6 protein-coding genes are annotated in these 6,580 nt (G+C 73.6%); all 6 read left to right on the top strand.

All coding sequences use genetic code 11. The annotated features are described in order from the left end of the window. Positions 1-1,191 (top strand): RAMP superfamily CRISPR-associated protein (locus G4D87_RS31020; protein WP_163786310.1); only part of this gene is annotated, 1,191 nt, incomplete at its 5' end. A 4-nt stretch (positions 1,192-1,195) separates the two neighbouring features. After that, a complete protein-coding gene (gene cas10, locus G4D87_RS31015) occupies positions 1,196-2,980 on the top strand; it encodes a type III-B CRISPR-associated protein Cas10/Cmr2 (RefSeq protein ID WP_163786309.1) in 1,785 nt (594 codons plus the stop codon). Further along, positions 2,977-4,185 (top strand): type III-B CRISPR module-associated Cmr3 family protein, encoded by a 1,209-nt coding sequence (locus tag G4D87_RS31010; RefSeq protein WP_163786308.1) that lies wholly within the window; start codon positions 2,977-2,979, stop codon positions 4,183-4,185. Before cas10 ends, G4D87_RS31010 begins: the two co-directional genes overlap by 4 nt. A gap of 2 nt (positions 4,186-4,187) precedes the next feature. After that, on the top strand, positions 4,188-5,132 hold the full coding sequence (gene cmr4, locus G4D87_RS31005) for a type III-B CRISPR module RAMP protein Cmr4 (protein WP_163786307.1): 945 nt from the start codon (positions 4,188-4,190) through the stop codon (positions 5,130-5,132). Further along, complete coding sequence (gene cmr5 / locus G4D87_RS31000) at positions 5,129-5,533, top strand: type III-B CRISPR module-associated protein Cmr5 (protein ID WP_163786306.1); 405 nt, start codon at positions 5,129-5,131, stop codon at positions 5,531-5,533. Before cmr4 ends, cmr5 begins: the two co-directional genes overlap by 4 nt. Further along, on the top strand, positions 5,526-6,580 hold a 1,055-nt coding region (cmr6, locus tag G4D87_RS30995; RefSeq protein ID WP_163786305.1), incomplete at its 3' end, for a type III-B CRISPR module RAMP protein Cmr6. The genes cmr5 and cmr6, both read left to right, overlap by 8 nt.

The following is a 6,580-nucleotide window of genomic DNA, read 5'->3' as shown; positions in this document are numbered from 1 at the left end:
CTCTGGGGCGGCATGGGGCGGGCCGGGAATGCGTCTGATGGCGACGCCGCGCGTGCCTGGCGCTCCCAGGTGGAGCTCCGGGTGACGGAGGTTCAGCCCGCGGGCGCGGACACGGGGAAGATCGACCTCGGCGCCCCGCACGCCTATGCGCTGTGGCCGGCTCGCAACGGCAAGCAGGAGGCGGATGTCCCTCGCTGGAAGCCGGGCCTCCGCTTCAAGTTGGAGGTGACCGCGCCCGAAGGTGACGCCATGGCGCAGGTGCGCAACGCGGTCCGCGCCTGGATTCTGTTCGGTGGTTATGGCTCTCGCCCCCGGCGTGGCTGTGGCTCCGTCTGTCTGGAGCCCTCTGCCCCCGACATCGCGCAGTGGCTGCCGGCTTCAGCGGACCGGGCTTCGTTGAGGCGCCTCTTCGGAGACGTGCCGCTCTTCTCTCCCGAGATGGCGGAGCACCCCTGTGACCTGCCCTTGCTCAGGGGCGCGCAGCTCTTCCAGGGAGGCGCGAGCACGCGGCAGCGCGACGGCGAAAAGGCCTGGCTGGCCGCGCTTGGCTGGCTGCGTGAATTTCGTCAGGGCACGCTGCCTGTGTCCTCCGGAGACGCAGAGCTGTTGGGCGTGGCGAGGAGCCCTGGCGAGGGGAAGCGCGCGGGCCGCTCCAACTGGCCCGAGGCCGACAAGCTTCGCCGCTTCGCGCGGGCGTCCCGCCAATCCAGAAGCGCGGGCAATGCCTATCCACAGGTCCACGCCCCGCGACCACAGCACTCGGCGACGCCGGCGTGGCCACGCGCGGGCTTCGGGCTGCCCATTGTCTTCCATTTCCAGCAGAAGCGGCGCGAGGGCGGCGACTACCAACCCAAGGAGCCGGATGACGTCCAGCTCCAGTGGCAGCGGCAGGTGGGCGGCAAGTGGGAGCAGATGGACCGGCTCGCATCACCGCTCATCGTCAAGGCCTTGCCACTCGCGGATGGCCGCTTCGAGCCCATCGCGCTGTGGCTGGAGCGCGGAGCACCCAGCGGAGGCCACGTCGTCATGACGCAGTTCAAGGACGCCGTCCCGCTCACCCGCGTGCCCTTCGCACGTGCGTTTCGTGCTCAGGACGACCAGCCCCTCTTCAAGTCACTCCAGCGCGCGGACAACCTGCGCGACGCCTTCTTCCTGTGGCTGAAGGAAACCCGCAAGGCGCAGGAAGCGTGAGCCCATGAAACACGTCCTCGTTCTCAAGGTGGGCCCGGTGCAGGGCTACATCGCGCAGGCTCGCCGCACGCGGGACCTCTGGTACGGCAGCCAGGTCTTGTCGAACCTGGCCCGGGCCATGGCTGTCTCCCTGTTGGAGTTCGGAGCCACGCTCATCTTCCCGCACCCGGACCAGGCGCGGGACCCTCGCGCCGGAGTGGCCAACAAGGTCGTCGCCCTGGTGGAGGGCGCGCCGGAGCAGGCGGCCCGGAGCGCCCGGGAGGCGGCGAAGTCCCGGCTGCGGGCCGAGTGGGCGCGCGTCTTCAAGGCGTGCCAGTCCCTGCTCATCCCGGACGCGGAGGCGCTGGCCGCGGAGCAGTTGGACTCCTTCCTTGAGGTCCACGCCGCCTGGGCGCCGGTGGAAGTCACACCCACGGGCTACGCCGCCGCGCTGGTGGAGGCCGAGCGCGCCCTGGAGTCCCGCCGGGGCCTGCGCGAGTTCGCGCCGTGGAAACAACAACCACCGGACGGGACGCACAAGTCGAGTCTCGACGGCGCCCGTCCGTCCCTGCTGCGCCGCGAGCGCCAGGAGGGCGGCCTCTGGCGCGATTTCCGCGTGGGCCTGCGCGAGGAGCTGGACGCGCTCGGTGTGCTCAAGCGCGCGGGAGGCCAGCCAGGTCAGTTCGTGCCCGTGCCCTCCATCGGGTTGGCGGCCTGGCTCCAGGTGGCGGGGGCGCGGCACCCGGAGCTGCTCGCCCGGCTCAGCGCCGAGTGCGAGGCGCGGCGCTTCCAGCCCGTGAGCGCGAAGCAGCGGCCTTGGGTGGAGTCCTTCCCCTTCGATGGCCAGTTGCTGCTCGCCGAGCGCTGGCAGCCCTACTTCGAGGAATACGCCGTCCCGGAGCCTCGGGCCGCCGCCGCGCGTTTTGGACGTGAGTTCGTGGAGCCGCTGCGCAAGGCCATGGGCCTGGACGCGGAGCCCTTCCCCTACGTGGCGTGCCTGGTGGCGGACGGGGACAGGATGGGCCGCGCGCTGGAGGCGCTCGCGTCGCGGCCTGACGGACACCTGGCGCACCAGCGTGTCTCCCAGGCGCTCGCGGACTTCACCCGGAAGGCGCGGGCCATCGTCGAGGAGCAGCACCGGGGCGTGCTCGTCTACGCGGGTGGGGACGACGTGCTCGCGTTCGTCACACCCATGGACGCGCCCGCGTGCGCTCGGGCGTTGGCGGTCGCCTTCCGTGAGTCCTTGGAGCGCGCGCTCGCGGGCACGGGCGCCACGGTGCCCACGCTGTCGGTGGGGCTGGGCATCGGCCACGTCCTGGAGAGCCTGGGCGAGCTGCTGACCCTGGGGCGCCGCGCGGAACTCGCCGCGAAGCAGGCGGGCCGCGACGCGCTGGCCATCCTCGTGGCGAAGCACGCCGGCCGGGAGCGGCTGTGGACGGCGCCCTGGGGCTCCAACCCCGTGGGCCAATTGGAGACCGACGTGGCGCTGCTCACGCGCGACGCCCAGCCGCTCCCCCTGGGCAAGGTCCACGAGGTGGAGGCCCTCGCGCGCCGCTTCCCCGCTGGCGGCGCCGCTGCGCCTGGGCTGATGGAGCTGCTGCACGACGAGGCCGGGCGCATCCTCGCCCGCGCCGAGGCGGGCCGCGCGCCAACGCCGCTCAAGCCGGCGGACGTGGGGCTCGAGCTGTCCTCTTCCACTGCGCCGCGGGAATCCCTGGAGCGCTGGGCGTCGCGGCTGCTGGTCGCCGACACCTTCGCTCGCGCGGGACGCGGGCTCGCTTCAGCACAGGACAAGGAAGGTGCGAGATGAGGGACGCGTGCTTCGCGCTGCTGCCGCGCGACGGGTTGTCGGCCAAGGACGGGCGGGGCTGGTACACCTCGGAGGTGGGGCGTGGGTACTCGCTGCCATGGCCCCTGCCCACCACCGTGAGAGGCGCCCTGCGCGCCGCCTGGGGCCATGACGTCATGGCGGACAAGGGCACTTCCTTGTCCCCGGGGGCGTGGGAGCGGGACTCCGCGCCGGTGGCGCTCCATCGCTTCGTGGCGCTGCGCCGTGTGCTGGGAGAGACGTCCTTCACGCGGGCCCACCGGATGTGGCCCGCCCCCGCCGACGCGGTGCGCGTCCTCGAGGAGGAGGGCGCGGAGCGGCTGGTGCGCCTGGAGCCCCACCCCGGCGGCGCCGCGACGCTGGGGCCCGATGACGACGACGCCCGCGAGGCGCTGTGGCACCCCCGCCGGAGCGCGAGCGGCAAGCCCCTGCCGTCTCCGCTGTTCTGGCCAGAGTCCAGGATGGTGGCGTGGTTGAGCGGCGCGCCGGACGCGTCCGCGCCAGAGCGGGAGGCGTCGCCGCCGCGCACGGACATCCACCTGGCCATCGACGTGGAGACGCAGTCCTCGCAGGACTCGATGCTCCACTCCCGCGAGGTGGTGGAGTGGCTGCGCGTCCAGTCGCGGGACGCGGGGCGCCTCACGCTGGAGGAGTGGGCGCTCGGTGTGTCCTGCGCGTGGCCGGACCCGGCGAGCGGGCTGCCTCGCGGCCCCTTGGGGCTGGGCGGACGGCGCCGGCTGTCGGACGTGGAGCGGCTGGACGCGGACCTCTTCGCCATGCCGGAGGGGCTGGCCCGGGCGACGCGCGGCCTGCGCCTGGTGCTGGCCACGCCCGCGGAGTTCCAGCGCGGCTGGTTGCCGGACGGCTTCGAGCGCGTGGACGGGACGCCGCCGCGCTACGCGGGTCGGCTGCCGGGGCTGGATGCGCCCGTGGTGCTGCGCGCCGCGTTGGTGCCTCGGCCGCTGGAGGTGTCGGGCTGGGACATGGTGCGGCGGCGCCCCCGGCCCACGCGGCGGTGGGTGCCCGCGGGCGCCGTCTACTTCTTCGAGAAGCACGGCGGTGGGGACTTCACCGCGAACGAGCTGCGCGCGCTGTGGCTGGCCTCCTGGGGCGGCGGCCACTCGGAGGCGCTGGGGCAGGTGCTGCCCGGCGTGTGGCAACCGCCCCGTCACGGACAAGGAGCCTGAACATGGAGAGCCGACCCTATCTTCTTCACGCGCTGTCGCCGCTGCACGTCGGCACCGGGCAGAGCGTGGGTGTCATCGACCTGCCCCTGGCGCGGCTGAAGGCCACGGGCATCCCCTTCATCCCGGGCTCGTCCCTCAAGGGCGTGCTGCGCGAGCTGCGGCGGCCTCGCGACGCGGCGAGCGACGCGCGGGGCCTGCACGACGCCGTCTTCGGGCCTCGGCGGGCGAAGCCGGGCCCGGAGGGCGACGAGCCCGGGGACTACGCGGGCGCGCTGGTGGTGGGGGACGCGCGGCTGCTCGCCCTGCCGGTGCGCAGCTTCGTGGGCACCTTCGCGCTGGTGACCTCGCCCCTGCTGCTCGCGCTCGCGCGGCGGGACCTGGGCGGGGATGCGGGCGCCTGGCCGAAGGTGGAGCCCCTGGCCCAGCGCCGCGCGCGCGTGGCCTCCGTGAAGGACTGCACCGTCGTGTCCGGTGGAGACACGGCGGAGCCTCGCGTATACCTGGAGGACCTGGACCTGCCGGTGACGCCCGAGGACGACGCGGCCCTGGACGCCTGGGCCCAGGGGCTGGCCGGGATGCTGCCGGAGGGCGAGCGCGCGCTCCTGACGAAGCGGCTGGTGCTGGTGGACGACGAGACGATGTCCTTCCTGTGGGAGACGGCCACGCAGGTGGACACGCGCGTGAGCATCTGCCCGGACACGGGCACCGCGGCCAAGGGGCAGCTCTGGACGGAGGAGAGCCTGCCCGCGGAGACGCTGCTCGTGGGGGTGATGGGGGCCACGGGCACCTTCAACCCGGCGCCGCGCAAGCTGGCGGCGGACGCGGTGCTGGACGCGGCGCTCGGCGGCGAGGGCACGGTGCTTCAACTGGGGGGCAAGGCCACCGTGGGTCGCGGGCGCTGCCGGCTGCTGACGTGGCGCGCTCCGGATGCGCGAGGTGCTCAATGACGGGGCAGACGCGGGAGCAGCAGCGCGCGCTGGATGCGTATGCGCGGGTGCGGGAGGTCAAGGTCCCGGCGCTGCGCGCGGACTACAAGCCCCGGGTGAATGGCCTGGGGGCGGCGGTGCTGCGCGACGGGCTGGCGGCGGCGCTCGCGTTCCTGGAGCGGGAGGTCGGGAGCAACACGGCCGCTCAGCGCCTGTTGAAGGACCTGGAGTGGTGCCTGGAGCGGGCACGGCTCCCGGGGCTGTCCTCGCGGGACTTGAAGGAGAAGGGCTTGCCGGGCGCGGTGCGTGAGTTGGAGCTGGACGCGTACATGCTGGCCACGCGGGAGTCGCTCCGGCTGCTGGTGTGGTTCCGCCGCGCGGTGCAGGCCACCTTCCCCTCGGAGGGGCTCGGCGATGCGTAAGGCGCTGCTGCGGGTCGCGGGCACCATCGGGGAGAACGCGCACGCGGGGCTCGTGTACGAGCGTTATGCCCCGGAGAAGCAGCACGACGGCCCGGACAGCCCCTGGGAGCAATGGCTGTCCCGCCTGGAGGCGCACCCCGAGCCGGAGGACTACGCGGAGGCGTTCAAGCGCTGGGAGGAGACGCTCCGGCAGTCCTACACCGCGAGCTTCACGGCGCGCGCGGTGAGCCGCCTGCTGGTGGGGCATGGCAATGCATCACCCACCGGGGTGGGGCTGACGCTGCACCACACGTGGGGCGTGCCCGTGGTGCCGGGCTCGTCGCTGAAGGGCGTGCTCGCGGGCTACCTGCGCGCGGTGTACGGGGATGGCGCGAAGGAGGAGCGCCGGAGGCTCTTCGGCGTGCCAGGGGAAGACGGCGCGCCGGAGCAGGCGCACAGAGGCGAGGTCATCTTCCACGACGCGCAGTGGGTGCCGTGCGCGCGCGCCACGGGGCCGGACCGTGTGCAGTCGTTCCTGGCCCGGGACGTGCTCACGGTCCATCACCCCGCCTGGTACGGCGGCAAGGCAGACTGGCCGAGCGACTACGAGTCGCCCAACCCCGTGTCCTTCTTGTCGGTGCGCCCCGGCGGCCGGTTCCTCGTGGCGCTGAGCCTGGCGCCGGGCACGGAGGCGGACCCGCAGGCGGCGGACTTCCTGGCGTGGACCGCGCGGCGGCTGGACGAGGCGCTGCGCCACTGGGGCGTGGGCGGCAAGACGGCGGCGGGGTACGGCAGGCTTGAGCGGGAAGGGCCCTGCGCCATCCAGCAGCCCCGGCGTCCCGTGCGCGCCTCGCCTGCGCTGACGGAGTTCCTGGCGTGGGTGGGGGCCCGGCGCGCTGACAGGCTGGAGCAGAAGCAGGTGCTGGCTGTGTTTGAAGAGGAGTGGCTGCCGCGGCTGGTGTCCCTGTCGTCCGAGGCTCGCGAGGCTGGGGCCAGGGCGTTGCGGTCGCTCGTCAAGAACCCCAAGCTTGAGGCGCGAAGGGACGCGCTGCTCGCGCGGATGGGGAC

Source organism: Myxococcus vastator (assembly GCF_010894475.1).
GTDB lineage: Bacteria > Myxococcota > Myxococcia > Myxococcales > Myxococcaceae > Myxococcus > Myxococcus vastator.
This window is presented reverse-complemented; position numbering and strand designations above follow the sequence as displayed.